Consider the following 24,927-nt stretch of genomic DNA (forward strand, 5'->3'; position numbering starts at 1 on the left):
CCGTGGCTCTTTGGCTTTGCTGAAGATTAGTCGCGATCCTGAATCACGGCGACACCCTGAATCTCGATCAGGGCTTCTTTCTGCCAGAGACGCGTGACACCGACGCCAGCCATGGCGGGGTATTCGGTGCCAGCCATTTCGCGCCAGGCTCGACCAATTTCGCGGCCATTGGCCATGTAGTCGTCAACGTCGGTCAGGTAGATCGTGACGCTTACCAAATCTTCTGGATGTCCGCCTGCTTCAACCAAAGTAGTCAGCACGTTGGAAAATACCTGCTTAAACTGCTCCACTATGCCGCCGGGAACGATATTCATGTCCTTGTCCAGGGCGGTCTGCCCGCCAAGGTAAACAGTGTTTCCGGCCTTCATTCCATGCGCATAGCCAGAGGGCTTAGCCATGGAAGCCGGGTTAATCGTTTCATTGCGATGAAGCTTGGTCTCAGTCATTTCCAACTCCTGTACTGGGCTAATCAATTTTGCCCCATTTGGCTCTAGCGTCATCTTTGTGATGCGTGCTACATTGAGTTTACGTGACGGCGGTAAAAAAGTCGACACATGGATTCTGTACCGAATAACAAGGACTCACACATGAAACTCGCAACGGTCGAAGTTGGCAGGCAAACACATGCGGCGCTCCAGGTCGCCCAGGGCTATCTCCCGCTTCCAGCCCGTAATCTCAGCGAGTTCCTAAAAGACTCAGATTGGCTATCCATCGCTTCTAAGGTCCTTGCAGAGCACCGCTCGGACAGTCTGATTCCAACAGGCGAGGCACGACTACTGAACCCGGTTCCAGCACCGACTAAGGTGATTTGCTGCGGACTGAACTACGCGGACCACATTTTGGAAATGGGACGGGAATTGCCCCAATATCCGACGTTGTTCGCCAAGTTCGCCGACACCCTCGCCGATCCCGGTTCGGAGATCATCAGTACCGTTTCAAATAACGTGGATTGGGAAGCCGAACTTGCCGTGGTGATCGGAACCGAAATCACCAATGCCACCGAAGAAGAGGCTGCTGCCGCCATTGCCGGCTACACCGTGGCCAACGACGTTTCGATGCGAGACTGGCAGCGCCGCACCCTGCAGTGGTTGCAAGGCAAGGCCTTCGACGGCACGACGCCGCTCGGCCCAGTGCTAGTCACCACCGATGAGCTCGATCCGGAGTCGGGCTTGGAAGTCATCTGCAGGGTCAACGGAGAAGAAGTCCAGCGCGGCAACACTTCGACCTTTGTCTTCTCAGCGGCCCGACTCATTAGCTACATCTCCGAGTTCACTACCTTGCGCCCGGGAGATGTCATATTGACCGGAACTCCAGGCGGAGTTGGCATGGGTATGGAACCCGCGCGTTTCCTCGCAGACGGGGACGAGCTCCAGACAGAAATCCCGGGTATCGGAACCCTCAAAAACCGCGTCCGGCTGCGAGTGAACACCCCAGTTGCGAGCCACTGAATACCTGCAAACAAACATCACAAACTTTAAAGGAGAAGAACATGACTGAAACACCCATGACATACCGCACCGAAGGCGATAACTCGATCTACGCTTCGGAAAATGGCCAAGTTATTCCCGTGGTCACTCGTGCCGGCTCCGAAGACACCAACACCGCACAGTCAGGTGACTGCATCCGTGTTTCGGGCGTCAGCGTCCAGCACACCCCAGCGACCAAAATCTGGTTCGGCCAGGTGTCCAACGTTCCGGGCTACCGTTCCCTGCCGCATCATCATGGCGAAGCAGAAACCGGCGGCTACGTGTTGCGCGGGCATGGCCGCATCTACTTCGGCGAAAACTACGAACAGTATTCAGATATGAAAGCTGGCGACTGGGTCTTCGTTCCGCCCTTCATGCCACACGTTGAAGCAAATATGTCGGTCACCGAAGAACTCGTGTGGCTCACCGCCCGCACCCCAGAAAACATCGTAGTGAACCTCCCCGATGTTTCGGACGCCTCGCTGGAAGGATACCGCCGAGCATGAACACCACCGAACTTTCCGCACAGGTATTCCTTGACGCCATCGAATTAACTGAGTGCGAAGCCGAGGTCTTCGACCAGGCTTTCACCGCGGTCCCGCAATATGTACCTTGGCCCAAGGCCTACGGCGGCGACATGGTTGCTCAAGGTGCGCTTTCGCTGATGAAATCGGTGGACACGGACCGCTCGCTGCATTCGATGCACTCATACTTCCTGCGCCCGGTGGATATGCACCAGCCGGTACGCTACGAAGTCGAACACCTGCGTGATGGACGTGGGTATTCCACCCGCCAGGTCCGCGCCTTCCAGAATGGCAAACCCGTCTTCTCCGCCTTGGGATCCTTCCACGTCCCGGAAGAAGGTGCAGAATACTCAATGGATGCACCGAGCGATTCCTTAGACCTCGACCCGGAAACATTGTCCAGTGCAGCCCAAGCCTTGCAGGGCGTTGACAGCCAGGCCGCCACCTATTGGGCTGGCGGGCGCAGCTTCGACATGCGCCACGTGCCCGAAGCAATCTATCTTCCCGGCGAGCGCGCACAGAGCGCTCACCAGGCCGTATGGATCCGCGCTTTTTCGCCTCTTCCGGATGACAGTCTCGTGCAGAAGGCCGCTTTGGCCTATGTCTGCGACTACACCATCTTGGAACCGATTATGCGCAGCCTCGGGCTGAGCTGGGGTGACCCGGGATTGGTGACTGCCAGTCTAGATCATTCCATGTGGTTCCACCGTGAAGGGCGCATGGACGATTGGGTACTGTACGCCCAAGAGGCCGTATCCAGCCAAAACAGCCGTGGCCTGGCTATCGGGCGTTTCTACACCCGCGATGGAAAGCTCTTGGCCACCGTTGCCCAAGAGGGCATGATCCGCGCCGCGCGGACCACCACAGCCTAGGACATCCGACCGATTCACCCTACGGAGTTACCTGATGGAACTTTCACCTTCCGCGCATGAGGATACCTTCACGCGAGATCACCTTCCGCCGCAGAATCTGTGGCCGACAATGGAATTCACCTTGCCCGAATTGCAGTACCCGGAAAGGCTGAATGCCGCAGAGGTCCTCATCGACCAGGCTGTTGCAGAATTTGGTGCGGACCGCACCGCGCTCCTGGCCCCAGACGGCACCAAGCTCTCCTACGGTCAGTTGCAACGCCAAGCGAACCAAGTGGCCCAGGTGCTGGTCGAAGACTATGCGCTGCGCCCAGGAAACCGGGTGATGCTTCGTGGTCCGAATAATTCCTGGCTGGTCGCCTCATGGCTTGGCGTGCTCAAAGCCGGCGGCGTCGTGGTCACCACGATGGCGGCCCTGCGCGCCGCTGAGATATCCAAGTTGGCTGGGCTGACGCGTCCTTTGGTGCTGCTGACCGATCACCGATTCGCCGAAGACGCCGTACAGGCCAGCGGCGGCACGTATCCAGTGCTGACCTATGGTGGCCAGGGCGAGGACGATCTGGCGCAGCTATGTGCTGCCAAGTCCGGCGAATTCACTGCGGTGGATACGGCGGCCGACGACGTGGCTTTGCTTGGACCGACCTCGGGAACCACTGGCGTCCCTAAGATCACCATGCATTTCCACCGTGACATTCTGGCCAATGCGGACACTTTTGCCCGTTACCTTCTTAAACCTACCCAAGATGATGTCTTCGCGGGTTCTCCCCCTTTGGCATTCACCTTCGGTTTAGGCGGCCTCGTAGTTTTTCCGTTCCGCTTTGGAGCTAGCTCGCTTCTGACCGAACGCGCTACCCCTGTGGAATTGGCCGAGTATTCGCATCAGGTCGGAGCCACGATTTTGTTTACCGCTCCGACCGCCTATCGCGCAATACTCAAGAATGGCAAGGAAGACCTGCTCAAATCGCTGCGCGTGGCGGTATCGGCCGGCGAACACCTGCCTGCTGAAACTTGGCACCAGGTCAAGGACGCCACCGGATTGGAACTGGTCAATGGCATCGGAGCCACCGAGCTGCTGCATGTGTTCGTATCCGCTGCAGGCCGGGATATCAAGCCCGGAGCCACGGGCAAAGCGATCCCCGGCTACCGTGCCACCGTGCTGGATGAAGATGGCAATGAGGTCGGAACAAATGAACCGGGCCGGCTCGCAGTTATTGGGCCGACCGGATGCCGCTATCTCGATGACGAGAGGCAGCACAACTACATCTGCAATGGTTGGAATATCACCGGCGACATCTTCTATAGGGACGAAGAGGGCTATTTCTTCTACCAAGCTCGAAGCGACAATATGATCATCTCCTCCGGTTACAACATCGGCGGGCCAGAGGTCGAACAGGCTTTGGACCAGCACCCGGACGTGCTGGAAAACGCCGTAGTGGCTCGTCCTGATCCGAATCGCGGATCCATCGTCTGTGCTTTTGTGGTTCTCGTCGAAGGCGCCGAGGCCAGCGACGCGAAGGTCAAGCAATTGCAAGACTTCGTCAAGGCCACGATCGCGCCGTACAAGTACCCACGGGAGATCCGCTTCGTGACTCAACTGCCGCGCAATCCCAGCGGCAAGCTCCAGCATTTCAAACTCCGTGAAGCCTTCAATAGCTCACCGGTCGCCTAAGCACTGACAAACTTATCCGGGCCCTTACCGGCCCAGCACCCCTGTGGGGTTGATGAAAGGACACACCATGAAAATTGCAATTATCGGCGGCGGCCCAGGCGGCCTGTACTTTGGCGCTTTGATGAAGCAACTGGATACCAACCACGAGGTCACCGTCTGGGAGCGTAATGCCGCCTCGGATACCTTCGGTTTCGGCGTGGTGTTCTCCGACGAAACCCTGGGAGGCATCGGCAATGCCGATCCGGTGGTCGCCGAATACATGTCACGGCGCTTCGCCCGCTGGAGCGATATCGACATCCACTTCCGCGGACAGATGCATACCGTAGGCGGCCAAGGCTTCGCGGCCATGAGCCGTAAGGAACTCCTTGAGCTGCTGCAGCGCCGCTGCATCGAGCTGGGTGTGGATGTACGTTTCTCCACCATGGCCCCAGATGTGGAACAGCTCTCGGCTGAATATGATCTAGTGCTGGCCGCCGACGGGCTGAACTCCGCCGTGCGCACCAAATACGCCGAGTCCTTCAAGCCTTCGCTTGATCCGCGTACTTCGAAGTACATGTGGTTGGGCACTGATCAGGTGTTCGAGGCCTTCAAGTTCTTCGTCAAGGAAACCGACGCCGGAACCATGCAAATTCATGGCTACCCGTACTCCGATGAGGGGTCAACCTTCATCGTGGAGATGCACGAGGACGTGTGGCGAGCAGCCGGTTTTGATGAGACCGAAAATGAAGTCTTCGCCCCGGGTGTCAGCGACGCAAAGTCCGTGGCCAAGGTGTCCGAGATCTTCGCCGAGGAGCTGGCCGGCTACCAGGTGCTCACCAACAACTCGAAGTGGATCAACTTCACCACGGTGCGCAACGAAAACTGGCGTCATGGAAACATCGTACTTCTGGGAGACTCCGCGCACACCGCCCACTTCTCCATCGGCTCGGGTACCAAGCTCGCCATGGAAGACGCCCTGGCACTGGCAGCCTGTTTGCATGAGCACGCTGACGTGGATAACGCGTTGGCTGCCTACGAAACCGAACGACGTCCGGTGGTTCAATCCACCCAGCGTGCTGCCCAGGCCTCACTGGAGTGGTTCGAAAATATTGGCCAGTACAAGGATCAGGACCCTGTGCAGTTCTGCTTCAACCTGCTCACCCGTTCCCGGCGGATCACCTACGACAACCTGAAGCTGCGAGATCCCGGGTTTGCGCAAACCGTTGAAGAGAACTTTGCCAGGTTGAATAATTCGCCCTCCGTCGCTCCTGCAATGTTCCAGCCACATAAGCTGGGCAACACCGATCTGGTGAACCGCGTGGTGGTCTCCTCCATGGACATGTACTCGGCCACCGACGGGGTACCCGGTGAATTCCATCTGGTCCATCTGGGTTCCAAGGCCATGGGCGGTGCCGGGCTCGTAATGACCGAAATGGTATGTGTCTCGAATATCGGGCGCATTACCCCTGGATGCACCGGGCTCTACACCGATGAACAGGCCAGCGCGTGGAAGCGGGTGACCGATTATGTGCACGGAAATTCAAATGCCAAGATCGGCGCACAGATCGGGCACTCGGGCCGCAAGGGTTCGACGAAACTGATGTGGGATGGCATCGACCAGCCACTGGAGGAAGGCAACTGGGAGGTACTGGCTCCGAGCGCACTGCCCTACGGGGAAGGCTGCCATGTGCCAGTGGCGATGAACCGCTCGCAGATGGACGAGGTGCGTGAGCAGTTCGTCGCCGCGGCCCGCCGCGCCGACGCCGCAGGCTTCGACGTGCTGGAAGTACACATGGCCCACGGCTACCTGCTCTCCTCCTTCCTTTCCCCGTTGTCCAATAAGCGCACCGATGAATATGGTGGCTCGCTGGAAAACCGACTGCGCTACCCATTGGAAGTCTTGGACGCGGTGCGCCAGGTCTGGCCAGAGGAGAAGACTATCGGTGTGCGCATCTCGGCCACCGATTGGTCCGAAGGCGGAAACACCGAAGAGGACGCGGTTGGCATCGCCGCAGCCTTCATCAACCATGGTGCGCAATTCATTGATGTCTCCTCCGGGCAGATCGTCAAAAATGAAAAGCCAGCCTTCGGGCGAAGCTACCAGACTCCTTTTGCGGACAAGATCCGCAATCAGGTTGCCGCTCAGACGGGTGTCTCTGTCATCGCCGTCGGAGCAGTCTCCTCATACGATGACGTGAACTCGATCCTGCTGGCGGGCCGTGCGGATCTGGTAGCACTGGGTCGTACCCACTTGTACAACCCGCAGTGGACCTTGCAGGCAGCAGCCGAGCAGGATTATGTGGGCGCCGGCGCGACTTGGCCATTGCCGCTGAAAGCTGGACGACGCAAGCCACCAGCAGCCCGCACCGATGCGGTACGCCCGCGGCTCTCGCTGTTGTCTCAGACCCAAGAAGTTGACCCGACGCACGTGCGTTGGACCCCGGCGAAGGATGCCCAGGCGCTGGCAACCAGCCGGTAACCCTTCCGTAGTTTAAGGCAAGCAAGAGGCGCACTCTCAACGTGATGAGTGCCTCTTGCTTGCCTATCCTTTCACCCACCGTTGAACATGGATAAGCCATTTCCATGATCGATAAAAATTGCAGAGCGTCTCACCAGTTACGCAGTGCCTGACCTGGCCTGGGTAGCTTTTGGCGTTGACATAGCTCCAGTCATCACATCCGCGCGATTCGCAGTCTCTCCTTTTGGCCCCGGTCAGCCCTTCCCTTTATGAGGACTAGACTTCTCGACAAACCGTGTCGACTCGACAGTCGTCCTCGGAGAGCAAGCGATTGCTTGTACCGGTGTGTGCGCATTGTTTCCCGGACTCCAACAGCCCAGCATCAAAGGCATGGGCAAGCCAGAAGGATAAGACACACGGGGACTGCCAAGCGTGATCGCGTCGTTGCCGGCGGGCAGGTCTTTACGACGGCCGCGAGCTGATGTTGGAATGACTGCGAGAAAGTCGACAAACCCCAGAAGACGCTGAGAGGTTGTGAATTGACCTTATTTGGCTGCTTCATAACCACTCTATGATTGCCTCCTCGTGGTCCACAAATCCTTTCACTCATGACTAAAATCCGCTTCCCATTGTCAAATGCTGCGGGCGGGGCAAGAAGCCCTTTTATGAATTGGACCCCGAGTAAGAGCGACCGGAAATTTTCTAGGAAATGGCCATAATTTTTACCGGCCTAAGACTCGCAGAACTTCATGCAAATCCATGAACTCGTCGCAGCTAGTAATGATCCCGGCTTCCACCTTCATGATCGTGATGATTTCTATGTCAAAGTTCATCCCGTTGCGCGCCTGAGCGGTTTCGTGGACGTGTGACGTAACCATTGACTGCGCTTCGTCGCAGTAGATTCCCTTGATATTCAGTCGGACCGTCCCCGGGACAAAGGTCTGGCCCAAGGTTCCGATGAGATCGTCAAAGAAGGAATCTGCGCCCTCGTAGGTCCGAGCCACCGCCGAATGGACTCCTGCGACACGCCACGCCAGCGATTCGGCCATCACGGATCGGGCAGTTTTCCTATCACCTCTCTGCTGAGCTTCCCAAAAGGTTCGAACCGCCTGAGCAGACGTGAGTTCAAGCTGAGAATTCATATAGGTTCCTTTGCTGGTCTCTGGACCAAATAAGCGAGCATTCTCGCGGGCCGATCGTTCAGAATAATTAAAAGTTGGCACAGAAATCTAAGTACCGTTTCTAATTTGCGCCAAATTTTCGGACGTGACTAGATTTCGACCGTGTACTAAGAACCTGGAGATCAATGACGATCTTCCAAGCGGAATCATCGACCATTTTCGATAAACAACTAGTCAAATCGATACTGCAGGTGCATTTATGATTCTTAGATTCTTCATTCACAACATTCAAGGTCGCGTCATTTCACAGGGTACGCAAGGATTCGGCACCTAGAACTTCTAATTAAAGTATTGCATATATAGCAACGGTCGCAATAAAACGGCTATACAAGCCGCCTTGCTTCTGGCAGACTTTCTCCCACCAAGCAGAAACGACCCGGAAGTGTCAGCATTACACAACCCGGTTGTCGATCATCCTCCGCGAGCTATCTCCTCACTCGCACACCTTCTCTCGAAAGACTCATCATGACGGGATTACAAAAGGCTTCCACAGCCACTCGGCCCGAAGTTCCGCAAACCGCACGGGAAAAACGCAAAATCATTCTGGGTGTCGGCGTGGGTAACGCCCTAGAGTGGTACGACTGGACCGCCTATTCAATTTTTGCAGCCTACTTTGCTGGCCAGTTCTTCCATGCTGGAGATCCGGTCACTGCACTGCTCGGTACCCTCGCCATTTTCGGCGCAGGATTCCTGATGCGCCCGCTTGGCGGTCTATTCTTCGGCTGGTTCGCTGACCGTTACGGACGCCGCCAGGCTATGTCGATTTCCATGTTGATCACTGCCGGCGGTAGCCTCCTAATCGGCGTCTCGCCAACCTACGGAAGCATTGGAGCCGCGGCAGCCGCCTTTCTGCTCGCGGGGCGCATGTTGCAAGGTCTGGGACACGGTGGCGAAGTTGTATCTTCCTTCACCTACGTCACCGAAATGGCACCACGCAAATCCCGCGGGCTTTGGTCTTCCAGTGTCTTTGCCTTCGTCACTCTCGGTGTTATCGCCGCCACCTTGCTCGGGGCGGTCTTGTCCACCACACTCGGTACGGACGCCGTCCGCGAATGGGCCTGGCGCATTCCGTTCATTCTGGGCGGACTTTTAGGTATCTACGCACTTTACCTGCGCCGGAAGTTGGACGAAACTCCGATGTTCAAGGAAAAGGTCCGGCTGGCCGAGGCTGGCTTATCCCAAGAACCTCGCGGTCGCATGTTCGCCGACATCTGGGAGCACCGCCGTGCATGCATGCGCATCGTAGGTCTTGCCGCCGGCGGTACAGTCATGTTTTACGTCTGGTCGATTATGGCTCCAGCATTTGCCATGGGCCCACTGGGGATGGACCCAACTCAGGTACTTTGGGTGAGCACCGGCGCCAACGTCTTCTTTATCGCCTGTTTGGTGTTCTGGGGTTGGCTGTCAGACCGCATCGGACGTAAGTTCAACTGGTATTTCTTTGCTATTGGCGCCATGATACTGATCATCCCGCTGACCATCGTCTTAAACGGTGGCCCCGAGATTTGGCGACTGGCCGTCTACATGGGCGTGGGTATGATTTTAATTTCGGCACCCACCGCCATCATGCCAGCGTACTTCCCGGAGCAGTTCCCTACTCGGGTACGGGCCGTAGGTATGGGTTTGCCATATTCCGTTGCCGGCGCCCTCGCCGGCGGTACCGCGCCATATCTTCAGGCATGGCTGTACGCCGAAGGTTCTCCACGAATCTTCGACTTCTACCTGATTGCGCTTTGCGCACTGGTCCTGATCGCCGCGGCGCTTTCCCCAGAAACCCGTAACAAAGACCTGGCAAAGTAACAGCGGGACGCACATCGAAGCGTGAGCAAAAATCACGATCACTAGGCCCGGCGTTATCCAATGCTGGGCCTAGTTCCTTATTTTGGAAGCATTTCGCGACCGAGCCAGAATACCTTTATTGCAGTTTTTTGACTATCGCTCTATTGTTGTCACATGAGACTCTGTGACTCAAGATACAGTTGGCATGATGGGAATGATTCATGACCACCCCCGTGCGCACCGCGCCTTCGACCAATCCCAACTCATTCTTCCGACCCAACCGAGCGATACAGCGGCACATTGGCGTGCGTTATGCTCGGCTACAGGACGGTCAAAGATTCGATCCGCCAAGCCTAGTTCCACTCTCCGAGGGATTGGCCGCGTCCGCACAGTTCGATTCGACTGAGGATGTACCGGTCTTCCCTCAGCTCACTTCCCGTTTAGATACGTTCATGGGTTCGCCAGCAGGAAAACAAATTCACGACCAAGACGCGTTCTTCCTAAACACCTTTGCACCAGAAGGTCTCACCGACCTACCGGTTCTCGTGTTCGTTCATGGTGGTGCCTGGGTGTCGGGCGCCGGGACCTTCAGCTGGTACGAAGGTGACGAGATCGCTTGTGAAGGGGTCTGCGTTGTCAGCGTAAACTACCGGATTCACGCTACAGCGCACCTTTCCGATTCCGCAGAGCACCGCCCACTTCAGGATTTGGAAACTGCTTTGGAATGGGTTCAACGGAACATTCAGCACTTTGGTGGCAACCCAGAAAACGTCACCCTGGTAGGTCAGTCCGCCGGAGGCTGGTATGTTCATGCTTTGTCGCAGCTGGAACGATTACGCGGAAAGTTCCGCAGGATTGCCCTCCTGTCCATGGGCACTCGCACTCCGTGGAGCCGCCAGCAATTAGAGGCGACCCGCCAGCAGATATCTCTGGCGAATAACGGAGCCGAACTAGGTGAGATTCCCACAGACAAGCTGTTGGCGGATTCCATCTCGTGTTCGCGCGCCGTGCTACAGCCCGAACTAGCCTCGGCTCCGGTTGGTTATACCCCGGCCCCCTTATTGCCCACCGCGTCGATCGATCTACCCACAGATTTCTTGGACCCACTGTCCTCCACCAAGAATCTGATCGTCGATGATGTTTTCCTGCGTTATACCCTAGATGAGACAGGAATTTTCCTTTGCGGTTCTGCCGCGGCCATCAAGGCCACCGCTGAACAAGTCGAAAACTCCTACCGTGCCTTTATCCCGGACCCCTCCACGGTGCCAGAGCATCTGCATCGGCGAATGGTCGACACCAAGTCCAACCCGTACCTGCGGTTGCGCGCCATCACCTCGTGGGCGCAGTTCCAAGAACTGCCAACCTTGCTAGCCAGTGCTTATTCGTCCGCGGGCAAGAACGTACAGCTTCACGAGTTCAATGTTCCAAGCTCCAACACGACGCTTGGCTCGTGTCACTGCCTCGACCTGCCATACCAATTCGGCAACTTTCACGCGTGGAAAGATGCGCCAATGCTGACCGGAGTCAACCCGGAGGACTTCGCGGCAATCAGTAAACCACTTATTAAACAGATGACGGATTACGTGCGGGGTTAGCTCCTCACTCTAGTCGCCAACAGCGCACCGCGTCTCGCGGCAGTGACCAATCAGGACAAAACATGTCGATTTCGCACTTCCCTGAGCATTTCGCTTGGATCCCCACGGGCGAACAGCTACATTTTTCGCGACCTAGGGAAGCCGAGGAATACTTCTCCCGGCTTTTCGTTTCCCATGAATTGCAGCCACTTGAACAGCGCACGGCCTTACGTCTCGATGCCCGGGCACGCTGGTTTCACGATTGCGGATTGCTGACGCTGGAATACGCAGTTCCCGTGCGCATCTCCCCCGAGCAGCTCGGTGACATCTTTCTCATCCAACTACCGATCTCCGGAGAGTCTCGAATGAGAGTGGGGACCGAAGAAATCATTGCCACGCCCAATCGGGCTACCCTTCCACCCACCGACGAACCTGCGGTGATCCGGTGGAACCGAGAATCACCCCATCTGCTGATCTGCCTACCGCGGGCTACTGTGGAGGACGTGGCGGCACGTATGTATTCGATCCCATCCGCAGCCGGACTCACCGTGGCACATTCATTGGACTTGACGACCACAAACGGCCAAAAATTCATGCAAACCTTGCGGGCGTTCCATGACGAGCTGGAAGCCGATCCAGCGGACTGCTATGAAGTCGTTACCGCCGCGGCGCTGGAAATGATGATCATGAGATTTCTGGTTGCCGTCGACCATTCACTGGCGAGAAATCGGGAGGCTTCCAATCATGACATCCCAGACGATCTACTCTCCCAGAACGCCATAGCCCACCATTTTATCCAATTGCTTCGCGAACACGCGCGCGAAGACGCACAGATCTCCGACTATGCCGAACGACTGGGCATCTCAACCCGAACCTTGCAGCTAGCCACCGCTGCAGCCTTCCAGCGCTCACCCTTAAAACTACTTGTAATGGAACGCCTACGAGCAGCGCACGGCATGCTCGTGGATCAGGCGGCGCCACACCTGAGCATCGCTCAAATTGCCACTGACTGCGGCTTCGGTCACCTAAGTCGATTCTCGGCGAGCTACCGTCAGCGGTATGGCGAAACACCACGCGAGACCCGCAAACGCCACCTCACCGGGCATTCGGCGGAGTATCGGCAAACCTGATCCAGCCGATCGGCAGGATCGGGTCTACTCAGCTGAATCACTCAATGGAATCCGCGCCGCTGTTCGAACAGCACTTCGTCTTTCGGTCACTACTTCGCAATTTGGATATTGCGAATCTTTGACGGTAATAGTAATTTTGAGACATAGAACACAGAATACAGAATGAATGCGAGGAAAAGATGACCGAGTCAACTCTTACAAGGCAAACCGCTACCGATCGGGTCAGTACTATTCGGGCAGAGGACCGTGAGAACCTCTGGTTCCTAGGTGACCTGATCCAGCCGATCATCACCACCGAGATGACCCAAGGGCGCTTTCAAATGGCCCTGACCCATGCCAAGGCCTCCTCCGAACCACCGTTGCATGAGCATGATGCCGAAGATGAGATCTTTTACATTCTCGAAGGGCACGTCTCCTTCTGGGCAGGCGATCAACACGTGGTACTGGGGGCGCACGACTGCATCTTAATGCCCAAAGATGTCCCCCACATCTTCCAAGCTTCCAAAAACGTCGAAGCCAAGTGGCTAGTTTTCTCGGCACCGGGCGGGCTTGATGAATTCTTCCGCGACGTATCGGTCCCTGCCGAGTATCCTGGTCCGCAGCGCGGCTGGAAGATGGACGACGAAACCGAGCAACGGTTGGACCGGGCCTGCGTCAAGCACAACATCACCTTACTGGACCCCTCGTTGGCAGAGAAAATCAAGCGCGGAGAAGGACTGAACTCATGAGCGTCGCAACGACCACTATCATCTCATCCAAGGCTCCAGCCCGGGAGGTCACCGACGAACTGGTGGCTCGCGTTCATTCGATCGGCGAAATTCTCGCACGCAACGCCATAGCCGCGGATACAGATCGGTTGGTTCCCAAGGAATCGGTCGAGGCTCTCAAGGGAATTGGAGCATTCAATATCTCCCGTTTGCAACGCTACGGCGGTTACGAAGGCGGTGCCCGCATGCTCATGGAGGTCTCCCGTGCGATCGGGTATTACTGCCCCGCTTCGGCTTGGATCACCGTTATTTCAAATGGTTCCGTCATGCTTGCAAATCGCTTTGACTACGACGTACTGGACACCATCTTCGCCGATAAGGAGCCAGTGCTCATGGCCTCGATGTTCTCCTCGCCACAGGGTAAAGCGACTAAGGTCGAGGGCGGCTGGCAGATCAGCGGCAAGTGGCCTTTTTCGTCAAATATCATGAATTCCCAGTGGTCCATCGGTATTTTGAAGACCGAGGAAAATGGAAAGGAAGGCATCGGGTTCGCTATTCTGCCGCGGGAGCAATACACAATCGATGACACCTGGTACACCATTGGCATGCGTGGCACCGCCTCGAACACCATGGTCATCACCGACCAATTCGTTCAAGACCTGCAGGTCATCCCGACCGAACGGATGATGGGTCCAGGATTCGAGGCCTCGGATGAAGAAACTTTCGGACGCAAGATTACCCCGCACCTGACGATGTCGAATACGATTGCAACCCCCGCGTTGGGGGCCTCTGAGCGCGCTATGGATTTCGTGATCGAAATGTCGCATAAGCGCGGTGTCACCAACACGAACTACTTCCCGCAGCACTCCTCGGGGGCCTTCGTCAGCGGGCTGGGCAAGGCCTCGCAGCAGATCGAGTCCTCGTACTTGCTATTGAGCAAGGCAGCAGACGCGATTGATAGTTTCGCCGAGGGTACTGAACCTATGGAGAAGTCTGTTCGTGCCCGCCATCGTGGCAGCATCGGGCATTCGGGCACTGTGTTGGCCGAGGCAATGAATGACCTGTGCTGGTTGCACGGAACCGCGGCATTCTCTGAAAGTAGCCTGCTGGGCCGACTGTGGCGGGACGTCAACACCGGCGTGCGTCACGCTTCGATCACCGCGCCGCTAAACTACGAGCTTCACGGTGATGGGCTGGTAGATATCGAAATGATTTCTACCAAACTGTAGCCCGTCCGAGAACAACCGATTATTACTCCTTCTGAGCGAGGGCGCGAAGGGCATGAGCCCTCGCACCCTCGCTCAGAAGCGTATTAAGGTCATTAAAAAGTTTCTGCGCAGAATAGCCGGCCCATGTTCGTGGCAGCACCGATTTGGGAAGTCCCGGATCCAAGAACGGTAACGTGCGCCACTGAGTGAACATCGGAATAAATGCCTTGAAGGCCTCGGCATCCAGCTCCGGTTGAGATAAAGAGGACACCCGGTCGCGCCAATTCCCCAGCAACCCGATGTAGGTTCGTTCGAAGTGAACGTAGCGTAGCTCGATTTCTTCGAGGTCCCACCATGAACCAAGTTCAGCTTTGGATTCCCCCGGCCCGTTATAGGTGGAGGTGAAGGTCTGGATGTACTGCGTAAGGTCATGGGTCTCGAAGTAGTCAGTAGCTTCCTCCGACAGGTGAGCCGGTGCAATCCATACGCCAGGGTTTACCGAACCGAAGCCCATTTTTTGCAATCCGGTGCGCAAGAGATGCCGGGCTTGACGCGAATCCTCGGGAACGGTGTAGACCACCATCAGCCAATCGCCTTCGTTCTCGGCGTGACGAGGAGTATAGATTCGATCATTGCGCCGCGAGAGATGATTGTAGGCTTCGGTGGAAAGGGCGTAACGTCCTTTGCCGGTTTGTTCCAAGACGCCCTTTTTCTTCAGGCGTGAGACCGATGAGCGCGCACTGCTGGAGTCTACGTCCAACTCTTGGAGCAGGTCGATCAGTCCACCAATCGGTACCGATAGCCCCGGCTCACGCGCATATAGGCCGAAAATGGTCACCACGAATCGGTGATGAGTAGTTTGGCTACCTCGTCCAGCAATGAATTCGTCAGCTACATGCACAATTCTCATTCTACGATGAGACCAAGACAATTATGGCCACGAATTACCGCTAGATGAAGTCATCCAAGCTCTAAAGACTCCAATTGATTAGCAGATCCTTTGGCAGCGCATGTGTAACGAAACGGTAGCAAGAGTGCGGGGACCGGGTGTGAATCCGATAGCACCCCTTGCTATTGCACCCATCGATGCTGGCCGTATCTGCGGTGAACGGAGCGCTCTCCTCCTACTGCCTACAAGGATGCTTGCCCGTTCCGTAATTCCATTCAAGACCGATTGGTTCACTGCCCAATGCTATAGGTGCTGCTTAATGATTCCTGCGATTGGTTCCATCTCAAATAGCGCGAAGGTTCGGATTGTTATTCCTCGGCGACATGAATTTCTCGATTCGCTGACAGCGAGGTTGCTTGTACTCTGGTTTGTAGGTACTCACTAGAGCGAGGGATAGCCGGGACCTGAACGGAAACATATACTTTCCAGGAAAACAGTGGGTGGGCGATTTGTTGAGCAATGGTCGTTTGCACGCCTGTCAGCCTTTGGGTGCTTTGATTCAAGTGTTTTCGATATTTACGCGGCGCTACCGTTTCGCCCCACAGGTGCTTCTAATTGCGTCTGATATACACCTAATTAATATATGGGCCTTGTCGATGTTGTAGCCGAAAGGACCGACCCAAGAGTTTGATTCGAGGCTCGGTCCTTACAGCTTGGTGCATTATTTACTTCTGACTAGAAATTCTGTTTATTAGCTCTGGGAACCGCTCATTTGACCCTGGTGGAATAGCAGTGCTTCATGCTCAGGATGATACGAAAACTCGTGCACTTGCCCGATCAGCACTCGGTGGTCACCCGCGTCATGATTCGAGTAAAGGCTGCATTGGAAAGTAGCTAGGCACCCTCCAAGCACTGGATCCCCAAAGATACCCATGGAGTAGTCGACACCCGCAAATTTGTCTTCTGACGGGCGGGCGAACTGTCGTGCCAGGCCCTGTTGATTAGCTCGCAGAATATTGACGGTGAAGTGGCCCGAACGTTCCAGCACCGGAAGCGAGGCGATCGTTTTGCTCGGACAGAACAACAACAGTGCCGGGTCCATGGACACGGAGCTAAAGGAATTTGCGGTAAGCCCGTATGAACGCCCGTCTAGGTCGGTCGTCGTAATAACGGTTACACCGGTAGCGAACTGGCTAAAGGCGTTACGTAGATCCCGCTGATCAATGCTCTGGTGGGCGGTCTCTGGAACTCGTACATCAATACTCATCACAAATCTCCTGTGCGCTTGTAGGGTAGATCACGTTCGGTATGTATTGACAATATCGATCGTCCACAGCGTTCACTATCCACGTTGCGCAGGAATCAGCCGTTTTCCGCAATCCCTAGTTTCCACACTGCGAAACTATATTGAGATAACCAAATCTGGGTATGAAGAGACTGACGGGGAAGCCAGAATCCACGAAAGCGGAGCACTCATCATTGAAGCGCGCACTGCGATTATTCTGTTTTCCAACCGACTTCTACCTTTGGCTTTGAAGGTCACGGACCGCAAACGCGATTCTTTCTCCGATGGGCCAGCTAACGGATTAGTGCCCTTTAAACGCCTCAGCCAGCCACCAGGCTCCGCCGTCCGACGGGATCTTCGCATCAATGACCAACGGCCCGGCCGGGTCCGATTCAAGCCACTGCTTAACCGCTTCGAGGTCTTCCAACGAACGCACCGTGATTCCTTCGGCGCCGAAACCGCGGCCAATGGCAGCGAAGTCGGTCTCGGGGAAGACCACCGACGCCATGTCGGCGGCCGGATCGCTCGCGCCGAAGTGGTGCACTTCCGCGCCATACGCGGCGTCGTTGTAGACAATGCACACCAGGGGCATCTTCAGGCGGACCGCGGTGTCCAACTCGGCGATGGCCATGTGGAATCCCCCGTCGCCGGTGCCCAGCACAGGCAAGCGATCAGGCTGGGCCAAGCCGGCGCCGATTGCCGTGTACAGCCCCAGGCCGATGGCCTGAAACGCCTGCGTAAAGCAGAAGCCGTGCTCGTCCGGGACGGAGAGGAACTGGCTCGGGTATCCCATGAAGTTCCCGGAGTCCACGCTGAGGATCCGCTCGGCCGGCAGCAGCTGATCCAAACGCTTAGTCAACGTTCGGGGATCTATGGAATTATCCGTGGAGAGGTCCTGGTAGTTGACCTGCTGCCAGTGGATTCCCTGGGTGATCCGTTCATGGACTTCTGCGGTGCGGTAGCCATCGCGTTGATTGATCTTCTGCGAGCGAAGAAGCGAGAGCACATCGCTGGCGCATTGGGCCGAATCTCCCACCACGCCCAGATCCACGGGTCGGTTGGCGCCCAAAGCAGGTTCCTCCAGATCCACCTGGATGACCTTGGTGCCGTTGCCGATCAGGTGGCCATGGCGCATGGTCCACATATTCAGTGCGCAACCGAATCCGACGATCAGGTCCGCATTGCTGATCAGCTCGGCGGCCAGCGGCGAAGAGAATCCTCCGGAGATTCCGAGGTTGAATTCGTCCTCGTTGAATAGCCCCTTGGCTACGGCCGAGGTGGCGACCAGTGCACCGCTATGCCGCGCGAGAGCCAGGATCTCATCGCGAGCGGACTTTCCGCCGCGGCCGGCCACGAAGACCGGGCGCTCTGCGCTTTGCAGCAGCACAGCCATGGCCTCGACCGAAGCATGCGAGGGCCTGATCGGTTCGACTGGAACCACAACCGGGATTTCGACAGGCTCCACGGCAGGCAGGGCCTGGATATTCAACGGCAGGTTGAGCACCACCGTACGGCGGTCATTGACCGCCGTCCGGTAGGCTCGCACCGTATCGGCTACAGCGCTTTCGGCGCTGTGCACCCGTTCGGAGACCGCGTACACCGAGGTTACAAACGAATCCTCGTCCATCGCGAAGTTCGAGTAGACCGCGCTCGGGGCAGCTTCCGCAGCCAAGACGATCAACGGGGTACGGGACTTCGCCGCTTCGCCGATCCCGGTTGCGGCATTGGTCAGCCCGCAGCCCTGGTGCACTGAGAGCACCGAAACCTTGCCACTGGTCCGCGAATACGCATCCGCCATCGTGGCGGCGCCGCCCTCATGCCGGGTGGCGGTATAGGCCACGCCATGGGCCATGAGGGCATTGGTCACCGCAAAGTTTCCGCTGCCGACCACACCGAAGGCGTGTCCCACTCCGAGCCCGGCCAGGGTTTTGCCGACTAATTCTGCGACGTTCATTCACGTTCCTCCATACAGGCGAAAATCAATAATACGAGCACCCATTGCGCGACTGGGCAGTCGAGTCATGAAGTCAGTTCTCAACCAGGGCAAGCACCCGTGCGGGAGCACCGGTGCCGCCGACAATCGGCAACGGTGCGACCACGATCATCGCACCGAAGGCTGACAACTTGTCCAGGTTCTTCAGCGAAGTGATCCCGTACTTATCTGCTCCGAGCAGGTAATAATGCATGGGAAACGGAGGTTCCAGCACCCCAGCATTGCCCGCATCGATTCCCACTGTCTCCACGCCGATTCCTGAGATATCCAGTTCGTCGGCAATGTACTTGGCGCATTCGGCGCTGAAGCCCGGGGTGTGCGAACCGGAGTCATCCAGGTTCAGGAATGCCTGCTTGTCATGGTCGAACTGGTCCCAACCGGTCCGGAAGAGCAACCATGAGTTCTGCGGAAAGTCCCCGTGTTCTTCCTGCCAGGCCTGGAGGTGCTCCACGTCGATGAGGAAATCCGGGTTGGCGGCTGACTCTGCACTGAAGTCCAGCACTACTGCTGGTCCGATCAGGCGCTGCGGGTCCAGCTGGGAGACGTCCTTGCCGTCTTTGCCACTGATCCAATGGATGGGCGCGTCAATGTGCGTTCCGATATGCTCACCGGTTTGGATGTTGTGGTGTTTCCAGAACGGTCCTGGCGCGTTATAGGCTGATACCTCTTCGAGGCTGAAGTCGTTCAAGTTAGCGAAAGGTTCTGGCAGCACCAAGGTAGGGGTCTCTGCCGATAGCGGCGCGGTCAGATCGTGGACTTGGACTGCTCCCGTAGCCAGCGCCGTCAAGGTGGAGCTCAAGGTGCCTTCGTTAATGTTGGTCATATAATCTCTCCTGCATGCGCCGGTCACCGAGTAATTAACCTAGAGTTAAAGTGACGATCGTCACGAACTTAACATTTCGATTCAATCTACCAGCCGGCGCGCGGAAGGCAAACAATTTCACGAATTGGGTCAAGCCGCATGGAGGCATCAGCGCACGGACAATAGCGGCCCCTTCATGTAGGCGCCACAGCCGTAAGCCACGGCCCGCAGAGGCGGGTCGACGGCATTTAGGTTCCAACACCCAGCGCAGCAAGGATTTCCTTTGGCCAAGGTGCCGACACTTCCCCACCTTGAGGAACGCAGACCGTCACGAATTTCCCCTCGGCCGCAAGTACTAGCCCGCGCCCTTGGTGCGGGTGGCCCCAGACCTTGAACCCGAAGGTCATCGAGCTCGTTCCGATACGCTCCACCCGGACTGCGGTAGTCACCTTCTGGCCGAAGAAGAGCTTGGCGCTAAAATCAATTTCTTGGCGCACTCGGGGTGCCATCGCGAAATAGGAATCGGCACCAGCATCGCGAAAGAGCTTCGCCTCGGCCGCCTCGACGAAGCGCATGATGGCAGAGTTGTGCTGGTGCCCGGCCGCGTCCGTATCCACCCATTCAATAGTCCTCTGTAGCGCCTCGCCATTCACTCCCGACGAGAGGAATACCTCGGCCAGCGTCGCCAACGATGCCTCCGCGACACTTGTTTTCTCGCGATTACTCATCGCTCCTCCTAGATAATATTTATATAGGCATTGTAACGCACGTCACTTTAACGAGATGATTCATAAGTTGGACCCGAGAACACACGCCCCATCAACAACTAGGAGCTTGAAGATGACTTCTTCTCCCAAGGTAACGGATTGGAAAATCCCCAAACGCACCACCGGCATGGTGCTGTTCGCCTGTTGGCTCGCCATTCTGGCGGAAGGCTACGATGTCGGGGTGCTCGGCGCGGTGCTTCCTGCGTTGGCCGAGTACAAGGAATGGTCACTCAGCCCGATGGAGCTAGGTGGCCTCGGCGCATACGCCCTCGTCGGCATGCTGTTCGGTGCACTATTCATCGGCACTCTCAGCGACATCATCGGCCGCAAGCGCATGTTGCTGTTATCCATGGTCGTCTTCACCATCACGCAGGCCGGAGCCGCCTTGGCACCAACTCCTGAAATCTTCGGGCTGTTCAGACTAATTGGCGGATTGGGAATGGGCGGCATCATTCCCGTGGCTGCGGCATTGACCATCGAATACTCGCCGCCGAAGAAGCGTTCGCTGAATTACGGAATCATGTATTCCGGATATTCATTGGGCATAGTCGCGGCAGCATTGGTCGCCATGGCCCTGCTCCCCATCCTCGGATGGCGTTGGGTAATCGCCGTCGGCGTGCTGCCGGTCGTGTTGCTGCCGCTTGTGGCATGGATTCTCCCGGAATCCCTTGAGTACCTCGTTGCCAAAGGCAAAATCAGCGAAGCGAAAGCCCTGGCAGCACGCCTCAATGTTGCCGACTACAAGCCGGTGGCACCGCCAGTACTGGCAGGAAAGATCCCTTGGCGTGAAGTCATGGGCTCCATGTTCTCCGGCAAGTGTCTTCGCTCCACCATATTCTTTTGGATATCACTGTTCTGCGGCATGGTCTTGGTCTACGGATTGAACACGTGGTTGCCGCAGATTATGCGCAGCGCCGGTTACGACCTAGGTTCATCGCTGACCTTTTTGCTCGTGTTCTCCTTGGCCTCAGCCGCAGGCGGACTGGCGCTGGGTTACCTGGCCGACAGGTTCGGCCAGAAGCCAGTCTTGGTGATCTTCTTCCTGCTCGGTGCCGGCGGCATCCTGCTGCTGATGTTCCCGAACACCATGTTCATCAACTTGTGCTTCGTGGCCTTCGCAGGCATCGGCTCGATCTCTACCTCGCTGGTGCTCACCGGCTACATCGCCGATTACTACCCCGCGGCTCAGCGTGGCACCGCGACCGGATGGGCGCTGTCCTTCGCACGCGTGGGCGCCATCTCCGGTCCGATCATCGGCGGTTGGATCGCAGCGACGGGGATCAGCTTTGAATTCAACTTTGTTTTCTTCGCCATCGTTGGAGCCATAGCGGCCATCGCAGTGGCCTTGATTCCGCCGAGGATCAAGGAAGACCAGCCCCCGCAACCGGTTATCGAGCGGGAGCTCGCAGCCGACTGATTCTTCGGAAATACACTTAGTAGCAAAACCAGCACGGTCTCGGAACTCGCTTTCAAGCGTGGACCGAGGCCGTGTTTGCATATGCACATGAAACCAGTGAAGGGCCGGATACTCAAGCTTGCCGGGTGACACTGACACGCAATTGAGCCTACGGTTACGCCGGCGTCCCAGGACCCCATCCGGGAGCTGCCATTGCTACCGCGCTTCGAAGACTTGCCCGGATCTCTGGTCAGGAAGCGGCATCCATTGGTGCCTCACTTCCAACACCATGATGCTGAACCCAATCCCAAGGTATTTGGGTTGGCACTTCCCAGGTTTACTTGCTGCGTCCGATCCGCGCATGCAACCTTGTCACATCGCCAATCCATTCACATGGCCGTTACCGAATGGGCTGCGTGGTCATCGCGCTACCCGATTACCGTTGGTCGGGATCGGCGAGCGCTATCTGCCTGGCGCATGCGCCGACGGGTCCCGCATAAAAGGCCAAAGCTCCAAAACCCGCGCCCGCTGACTAAGCAAAGTCAGCGGGCACAGACGTAACGAAGGCTCTGAGGATTCGTTGCTGACGATCAGCCGGTGAACGTGAATTTTGTCTGCAGCTTGCGCGCCGTGCGGTCCGGGTTGAGCATCAGGACGCAGAAGATGCCGACGATGACCAGGTAGATGCCGATCATCCCGAATGAGGAGTTCATGCCCTGGGCGAGCAGTGCGGACATTTCCGCCGTATCGGCGACCCCCTTGGCACCCGGGATATAGCCCGCGCGATCCATGAGTCCACCGACCATGGCCGGAGCGATGACACCGCCGATCGAGGCCAGCCCGGTCAGCGTGGCCATGATTGAAGCACGTTGCTTGGAGCAGACACTGAAGGCGATGGCCGTTGGTGCAAGCGGGTAGATCATCGCGGTGCCCGCGCCCAAGGTCAGCATCGCGACCGCAGCGTATCCCGAAAGGAAAGGAAGGATCGAGAAGCACACGCCGGAGATCAGGAGAGTCGCTCCGAACAGTGCACCCAGAGCCCAGCGGACGGTAACTCCGCGTTTCATCAGGTAGCGCGAGCCGAAGCCCAGAATCAGCAGGGCGATGGCACCCACAACCCACGGAAAGGTCGAAACTAGTCCGATCATTTCCGGTGACAATGCGACCACTGAGCCTAGATATTTCGGAGACCAGGTGGTGAGGAATCCTTGGGCCCAGAAACATCCGGCCCCAGCCAAGACCGCGGCAACGAACATCCATGATCCCAAGACTCTTCGAATCGGGACGATCTGCAGCAGGTCTGCCGAATCGGCGATACTGCCCGTACCGTTGGGTTCGAATTCCTCCACCGGTTCCGACTGCGTTTCGTGCTTCGTCGCTGAATGCGGCGTGGTCCGCTGCGCTGCCTCAGACTCCTCTTGGGCTAAGGCTCTGCCCGCTTTCGAATGGCTGTACGGACCATCGCGACCCACAATGAGCCATGCCACGCTCCAGAGCAGCCCGAAGAGACCCAAGAAGCCGAAGGCCCAACGCCATCCCAAAGCTGGGTTTGCGATGATCCAGGCCAGGGCAGGAGCTGCGAGAATCGGCCCCAAGGTCGACCCAGCGGCGACGATACTGCTGGGCAGTCCGCGTTCCTTGGGTTTGAACCATCCATGAACATGCTGCAAAGAAATAGGTGTGGCCGGGCCTTCAGCACCACCTAAGAGGATACGGGTCACCAGCAAGACCGCTGCACCGCCACCAAAGAGCATCGGGAACTGCAGGACGGCCCATGCGACGCCCATGGTGAGCAGGATCCAGCGGGTGGACACCTTTCCCGCTAGAAAACCGACCGCGACGCCGACGATGGCGAAGAGGAAGAAGAATGCGCTGCCGATGAAGCCGAACTGCCCGGCGGTCAAGCCCAGCTCGCGCATGGCGGGATCAGCCACAAGGCCCAATACTGCTTTGTCGGCAAAATTGACGATCTGGAAAATAACGAGCATGCTCGTCACGATCCAAGCCCGACGGTTCATCTTGCCGTTCCTGATCGCGGCGCTCAGGGTGTGGTCTGCGAGATTCTGTGCATGGCTCATGCCAAGCTCCCTTTGGATTCAGTGGCGGCAAGTTGCAACTCTACTCCGCCAATATCAAAGACATCATTGTCTTCTGCGATGGAAACGGTCCCGGAAAAATCCCTACGCGCGGTGTTCAGCATGATCTCCAAGTCGGCGGTGCCGGGAGTGTTGGGAACGATATGGTGCAGCACCAACGATGAAACGTTGGCCTGCTGCGCGACCTTGCCCACTTCGCTGTACGGAGTGTGCGATTCGCGCAGGTGCACTTCGATGCCATCCCGGGTCGGCCCGTCAGGGAATGTCTGAAGGATCCCCGGAAGGTCGATGACTTCGTGGAGCAACAGATCCGCGCTTTGGGCCAGCTTGATGCAGTTCTCGGAGTAGGCTGTATCCCCCGAAACCACGACAGAACCGTAGCGCGAGTCGATCCGGTAGGCGAAGGCCGGGAAGCACAAGCGATGGTCAACGAGAATGGTCGAGATGGTGACCAGGTCGTCGCGGTAGATCTCGAATGGCTCCATCTGCGGGTGCCTATTTTCCACAGCGCAGGCTCCGGTGGATTCAGGGATCTGGATGTTGTGCGCTTGGATCCATTTATGTGGCTCGTCACGGCCTTCGTCTGCCATGCGAATGAGTACATCCGAGGCAAAAACCTTATCCAGCAAAGCGTCCACGATTTCTTCCGTGCTGCTCATCTCTCTATTGCCCACTCGTGCGGCGACATCTTGCTCGTGCTTCTGGTCCAGAGCGGGGACGCGGTTGGGCCGGCCTGGTCCGAAGACCTGGATGGGCCGGGTGAAAGACTCTCCCGGTACCTGCCACCCGGTGACCAGGTAGGCGCCGAGGTCGTAGATGTGATCGGAGTGGTGGTGGGTCAGCAGCACCGCGCGCAACTCGCCCCAGTCGGCGTGCGAACGGTAATTGCGGATGCTTCCCATTCCACAGTCGATGACATAGGTAGCCCCATCGACACGAATCGCCGTGCTGGTTCCTGCACGGGAGCTGGAGACGATAGGGCCGCCTCCGGTACCGAGCGTATAGACGCTCATTCCTGTTGTCTGATTGGTGTTCACATTGATGCCTTACTCGTGGTGAGCAGCAAAGGGTCCCATCGACCGCGATGCGTGGATTGCGAGGGTAGTCAAGCGTCCGGCAACGACGCCGACGTGATAGAAATCATATACACCGTAT

Annotated in this window: 20 protein-coding genes; 11 read left to right on the forward strand and 9 right to left on the reverse strand. The window is 57.1% G+C overall.

What is annotated here, in order from left to right:
- Positions 1-26 precede the first annotated feature (26 nt).
- Positions 27-446 carry a RidA family protein gene (locus CIK76_RS15840; RefSeq protein WP_096288167.1) on the reverse strand — a complete coding sequence of 140 codons (420 nt, stop codon included), beginning with the start codon at positions 444-446 and terminating at the stop codon, positions 27-29.
- 141 nt (positions 447-587) lie between these two features.
- On the opposite strand from CIK76_RS15840, the gene CIK76_RS15845 reads away from it, so the two are divergent.
- The 5 genes from CIK76_RS15845 to CIK76_RS15865 all read left to right on the forward strand — a co-directional run bounded on the left by CIK76_RS15845 (position 588) and on the right by CIK76_RS15865 (position 6,986).
- Entirely contained in the window at positions 588-1,448 is an 861-nt protein-coding gene (locus tag CIK76_RS15845; RefSeq protein ID WP_096288169.1) for a fumarylacetoacetate hydrolase family protein, read from the forward strand.
- Positions 1,449-1,489: 41 nt separating this feature from the next.
- The gene (locus CIK76_RS15850; protein ID WP_096288171.1) at positions 1,490-1,972 is read left to right on the forward strand and encodes a cupin domain-containing protein; all 483 of its coding nucleotides are present in this window, start codon (positions 1,490-1,492) and stop codon (positions 1,970-1,972) included.
- Positions 1,969-2,862, forward strand: coding sequence for an acyl-CoA thioesterase domain-containing protein (locus CIK76_RS15855; protein ID WP_096288173.1), 894 nt, complete (start codon positions 1,969-1,971; stop codon positions 2,860-2,862). The genes CIK76_RS15850 and CIK76_RS15855 overlap by 4 nt, the downstream gene beginning before the upstream one ends.
- A 34-nt stretch (positions 2,863-2,896) precedes the next feature.
- Positions 2,897-4,528 (forward strand): AMP-binding protein, encoded by a 1,632-nt coding sequence (locus CIK76_RS15860; RefSeq protein WP_096288175.1) that lies wholly within the window; start codon positions 2,897-2,899, stop codon positions 4,526-4,528.
- Positions 4,529-4,595: 67 nt separating this feature from the next.
- The gene (locus tag CIK76_RS15865) at positions 4,596-6,986 is read left to right on the forward strand and encodes a bifunctional salicylyl-CoA 5-hydroxylase/oxidoreductase (protein ID WP_096288177.1); all 2,391 of its coding nucleotides are present in this window, start codon (positions 4,596-4,598) and stop codon (positions 6,984-6,986) included.
- A gap of 701 nt (positions 6,987-7,687) precedes the next feature.
- Here the strand turns inward: CIK76_RS15865 and CIK76_RS15870 are convergent.
- Positions 7,688-8,017 (reverse strand): hypothetical protein, encoded by a 330-nt coding sequence (locus tag CIK76_RS15870; protein ID WP_141393590.1) that lies wholly within the window; start codon positions 8,015-8,017, stop codon positions 7,688-7,690.
- A 594-nt stretch (positions 8,018-8,611) separates the two neighbouring features.
- Between CIK76_RS15870 and CIK76_RS15875 the strand changes: the two genes are divergently transcribed.
- The 5 genes from CIK76_RS15875 to CIK76_RS15895 all read left to right on the forward strand — a co-directional run bounded on the left by CIK76_RS15875 (position 8,612) and on the right by CIK76_RS15895 (position 14,565).
- Complete coding sequence (locus tag CIK76_RS15875; RefSeq protein WP_096288181.1) at positions 8,612-9,946, forward strand: MFS transporter; 1,335 nt, start codon at positions 8,612-8,614, stop codon at positions 9,944-9,946.
- 200 nt (positions 9,947-10,146) lie between these two features.
- Positions 10,147-11,520, forward strand: coding sequence for an alpha/beta fold hydrolase (locus CIK76_RS15880; RefSeq protein WP_096288183.1), 1,374 nt, complete (start codon positions 10,147-10,149; stop codon positions 11,518-11,520).
- A gap of 62 nt (positions 11,521-11,582) precedes the next feature.
- A complete protein-coding gene (locus CIK76_RS15885; protein WP_096288185.1) occupies positions 11,583-12,629 on the forward strand; it encodes an AraC family transcriptional regulator in 1,047 nt (348 codons plus the stop codon).
- A 179-nt stretch (positions 12,630-12,808) separates the two neighbouring features.
- Complete coding sequence (locus tag CIK76_RS15890; protein ID WP_096288187.1) at positions 12,809-13,357, forward strand: cupin domain-containing protein; 549 nt, start codon at positions 12,809-12,811, stop codon at positions 13,355-13,357.
- Positions 13,354-14,565, forward strand: coding sequence for an acyl-CoA dehydrogenase (locus CIK76_RS15895; protein WP_096288189.1), 1,212 nt, complete (start codon positions 13,354-13,356; stop codon positions 14,563-14,565). The genes CIK76_RS15890 and CIK76_RS15895 overlap by 4 nt, the downstream gene beginning before the upstream one ends.
- Positions 14,566-14,587: 22 nt before the next feature.
- On the opposite strand, the gene CIK76_RS15900 is transcribed toward CIK76_RS15895, so the two are convergent.
- The 5 genes from CIK76_RS15900 to CIK76_RS15920 all read right to left on the reverse strand — a co-directional run bounded on the left by CIK76_RS15900 (position 14,588) and on the right by CIK76_RS15920 (position 20,241).
- Positions 14,588-15,445, reverse strand: a complete 858-nt coding sequence (locus CIK76_RS15900; RefSeq protein ID WP_176484257.1) for a PaaX family transcriptional regulator C-terminal domain-containing protein — start codon at positions 15,443-15,445, stop codon at positions 14,588-14,590.
- A 739-nt stretch (positions 15,446-16,184) separates the two neighbouring features.
- Entirely contained in the window at positions 16,185-16,700 is a 516-nt protein-coding gene (locus tag CIK76_RS15905; protein WP_096288193.1) for a flavin reductase family protein, read from the reverse strand.
- Positions 16,701-17,019: 319 nt separating this feature from the next.
- Entirely contained in the window at positions 17,020-18,672 is a 1,653-nt protein-coding gene (locus CIK76_RS15910) for a thiamine pyrophosphate-binding protein (protein ID WP_096288195.1), read from the reverse strand.
- A 73-nt stretch (positions 18,673-18,745) separates the two neighbouring features.
- A complete protein-coding gene (locus CIK76_RS15915; RefSeq protein WP_096288197.1) occupies positions 18,746-19,534 on the reverse strand; it encodes a cyclase family protein in 789 nt (262 codons plus the stop codon).
- 227 nt (positions 19,535-19,761) lie between these two features.
- Positions 19,762-20,241 carry a thioesterase family protein gene (locus CIK76_RS15920; protein ID WP_096288199.1) on the reverse strand — a complete coding sequence of 160 codons (480 nt, stop codon included), beginning with the start codon at positions 20,239-20,241 and terminating at the stop codon, positions 19,762-19,764.
- Positions 20,242-20,353: 112 nt separating this feature from the next.
- On the opposite strand from CIK76_RS15920, the gene CIK76_RS15925 reads away from it, so the two are divergent.
- On the forward strand, positions 20,354-21,697 hold the full coding sequence (locus tag CIK76_RS15925) for an MFS transporter (RefSeq protein WP_096288201.1): 1,344 nt from the start codon (positions 20,354-20,356) through the stop codon (positions 21,695-21,697).
- 569 nt (positions 21,698-22,266) lie between these two features.
- Here the strand turns inward: CIK76_RS15925 and CIK76_RS15930 are convergent.
- A complete protein-coding gene (locus CIK76_RS15930) occupies positions 22,267-23,754 on the reverse strand; it encodes an MFS transporter (RefSeq protein WP_096288203.1) in 1,488 nt (495 codons plus the stop codon).
- On the reverse strand, positions 23,751-24,785 hold the full coding sequence (locus CIK76_RS15935; protein ID WP_096288205.1) for an MBL fold metallo-hydrolase: 1,035 nt from the start codon (positions 24,783-24,785) through the stop codon (positions 23,751-23,753). The genes CIK76_RS15930 and CIK76_RS15935 overlap by 4 nt, the downstream gene beginning before the upstream one ends.
- Positions 24,786-24,927: the final 142 nt, after the last annotated feature.

Origin of the sequence: Glutamicibacter sp. BW80 (assembly GCF_002332385.1) — a bacterium.
In the GTDB taxonomy this organism is placed as follows: Bacteria; Actinomycetota; Actinomycetes; order Actinomycetales; family Micrococcaceae; genus Glutamicibacter.

Bases quoted from the DNA above. Each gene is read 5' to 3' on its own strand.
- CIK76_RS15840 (WP_096288167.1), bottom strand. From the start codon at position 446: ATGACTGAGACCAAGCTTCATCGCAATGAAACGATTAACCCGGCTTCC.
- CIK76_RS15845 (WP_096288169.1), top strand. From the start codon at position 588: ATGAAACTCGCAACGGTCGAAGTTGGCAGGCAAACACATGCGGCGCTC.
- CIK76_RS15850 (WP_096288171.1), top strand. From the start codon at position 1,490: ATGACTGAAACACCCATGACATACCGCACCGAAGGCGATAACTCGATC.
- CIK76_RS15855 (WP_096288173.1), top strand. From the start codon at position 1,969: ATGAACACCACCGAACTTTCCGCACAGGTATTCCTTGACGCCATCGAA.
- CIK76_RS15860 (WP_096288175.1), top strand. From the start codon at position 2,897: ATGGAACTTTCACCTTCCGCGCATGAGGATACCTTCACGCGAGATCAC.
- CIK76_RS15865 (WP_096288177.1), top strand. From the start codon at position 4,596: ATGAAAATTGCAATTATCGGCGGCGGCCCAGGCGGCCTGTACTTTGGC.
- CIK76_RS15875 (WP_096288181.1), top strand. From the start codon at position 8,612: ATGACGGGATTACAAAAGGCTTCCACAGCCACTCGGCCCGAAGTTCCG.
- CIK76_RS15880 (WP_096288183.1), top strand. From the start codon at position 10,147: ATGACCACCCCCGTGCGCACCGCGCCTTCGACCAATCCCAACTCATTC.
- CIK76_RS15885 (WP_096288185.1), top strand. From the start codon at position 11,583: ATGTCGATTTCGCACTTCCCTGAGCATTTCGCTTGGATCCCCACGGGC.
- CIK76_RS15890 (WP_096288187.1), top strand. From the start codon at position 12,809: ATGACCGAGTCAACTCTTACAAGGCAAACCGCTACCGATCGGGTCAGT.
- CIK76_RS15895 (WP_096288189.1), top strand. From the start codon at position 13,354: ATGAGCGTCGCAACGACCACTATCATCTCATCCAAGGCTCCAGCCCGG.
- CIK76_RS15905 (WP_096288193.1), bottom strand. From the start codon at position 16,700: ATGAGTATTGATGTACGAGTTCCAGAGACCGCCCACCAGAGCATTGAT.
- CIK76_RS15910 (WP_096288195.1), bottom strand. From the start codon at position 18,672: ATGAACGTCGCAGAATTAGTCGGCAAAACCCTGGCCGGGCTCGGAGTG.
- CIK76_RS15915 (WP_096288197.1), bottom strand. From the start codon at position 19,534: ATGACCAACATTAACGAAGGCACCTTGAGCTCCACCTTGACGGCGCTG.
- CIK76_RS15920 (WP_096288199.1), bottom strand. From the start codon at position 20,241: ATGAGTAATCGCGAGAAAACAAGTGTCGCGGAGGCATCGTTGGCGACG.
- CIK76_RS15925 (WP_096288201.1), top strand. From the start codon at position 20,354: ATGACTTCTTCTCCCAAGGTAACGGATTGGAAAATCCCCAAACGCACC.
- CIK76_RS15930 (WP_096288203.1), bottom strand. From the start codon at position 23,754: ATGAGCCATGCACAGAATCTCGCAGACCACACCCTGAGCGCCGCGATC.
- CIK76_RS15935 (WP_096288205.1), bottom strand. From the start codon at position 24,785: ATGAGCGTCTATACGCTCGGTACCGGAGGCGGCCCTATCGTCTCCAGC.